This window comes from Streptomyces sp. HSW2009 (assembly GCF_040240285.1).
GTDB lineage: Bacteria > Actinomycetota > Actinomycetes > Streptomycetales > Streptomycetaceae > Streptomyces.
Genome location: NZ_JBEHZD010001036.1, coordinates 1 through 1,123 on the forward strand (window position 1 = coordinate 1; position 1,123 = coordinate 1,123).

Sequence of the window (1,123 nt, forward strand, 5' to 3'; positions counted from 1 at the left end):
GCGGCGCCGCCGCGGGCGCGGCGCCCCGCCCCCCCCCCCCCCCCCCCCCGGGCTCCTGGCACCCCCTCGCCGGGGACGGCGGCCCCCGTCAGTCGGCGACCAGGGCCCGGGTGAAGTACTCCACGATCGTCTCGTTCACCGTGGCCGGGTCTTCGAGGTAGCCGTAGTGACCGCAGCCGTCGATGAGTTCGTAGCTGGCGTCCGGGATGGCGTCGGCCACCTCGCGGCCCAGGTGCGGCGGGGTGATCAGGTCGTCGGCGAAGGCGATGACCTGGCACGGGACCCGGATCTCGCGGTAGGCGGCCAGCCGGTTGCCGAGCTTGCTGACCTCCATCTGGGCGCGCTGGCCGGGGCCGGTGGGGCCGATGAGTTCGAAGAGGTCGAGCCAGTCGGCCATCGCCGTGTCGTCGGCCAGGGTGCGCGGCGACAGCGATTTCAGGGCGTGCACCACGGCCGCGTACCGGGGCGGGAGTTCGGTGCCCGCGTCGTACAGGTCGATCTCGCTCTCGGTGATCGCCGAGCGCAGGACGTCGCTGCGGGCGCGGGTGGCCATCAGGACGGCCTGGCGCAGGAGTTCGGGGTGGGCCAGGGCGAGTTCCTGGGTGACGAAGGCGCCGAGCGAGGTGCCGATGACCCGGCAGGGGCCGAGGTCCAGATGGGTGATGAGGGCCGCCACGTCGCGCACCATGGCGTCGAGGGTGAACCCTTCGGCGCATTCGGACGTCGGCGGGATGCCCCGGTTGTCCAGGGTGATGACGCGGAAGCCGGCGTCGGTGAGGGCCGGCACCTGGTGCAGTTCCCACACGGTGCGGCTGCCGCCGGTCCCCTGGATCATGACCACCGGTTCTCCGGTGCCCCGGTCGTCGTAGCTGAGCCGTATCCCGTTCACCGCAGCGACCGGCATCGCGTTCCTCCTCTGGTGACCGCGCCGTATCGGCGCGCTGACAGACGGATGGCCCGCCGGCCGGGATGACGCCACGGGGCGCCGGCTGGCGGGCCATGCCGGGGGGGGGCGCCGCCCCCCCCCCGCCCCCCCCCGCCACGGGGGGGGGCAGGTGGGGGTCACGGTAGCCGACCCCCCCCCCGGGGGTATCAGAGACACCCCCCCCCCCACGCCCGGGGG

At 74.7% G+C, this 1,123-nt stretch carries 1 protein-coding gene; it reads right to left on the reverse strand.

Features of this window, described 5'->3' with window-relative positions:
• Positions 1–88: 88 nt before the first annotated feature.
• The gene (locus AAHZ94_RS34410) at positions 89–904 is read right to left on the reverse strand and encodes an alpha/beta fold hydrolase (RefSeq protein ID WP_349997604.1); all 816 of its coding nucleotides are present in this window, start codon (positions 902–904) and stop codon (positions 89–91) included.
• Between the last annotated feature and the right edge of the window lie 219 nt (positions 905–1,123).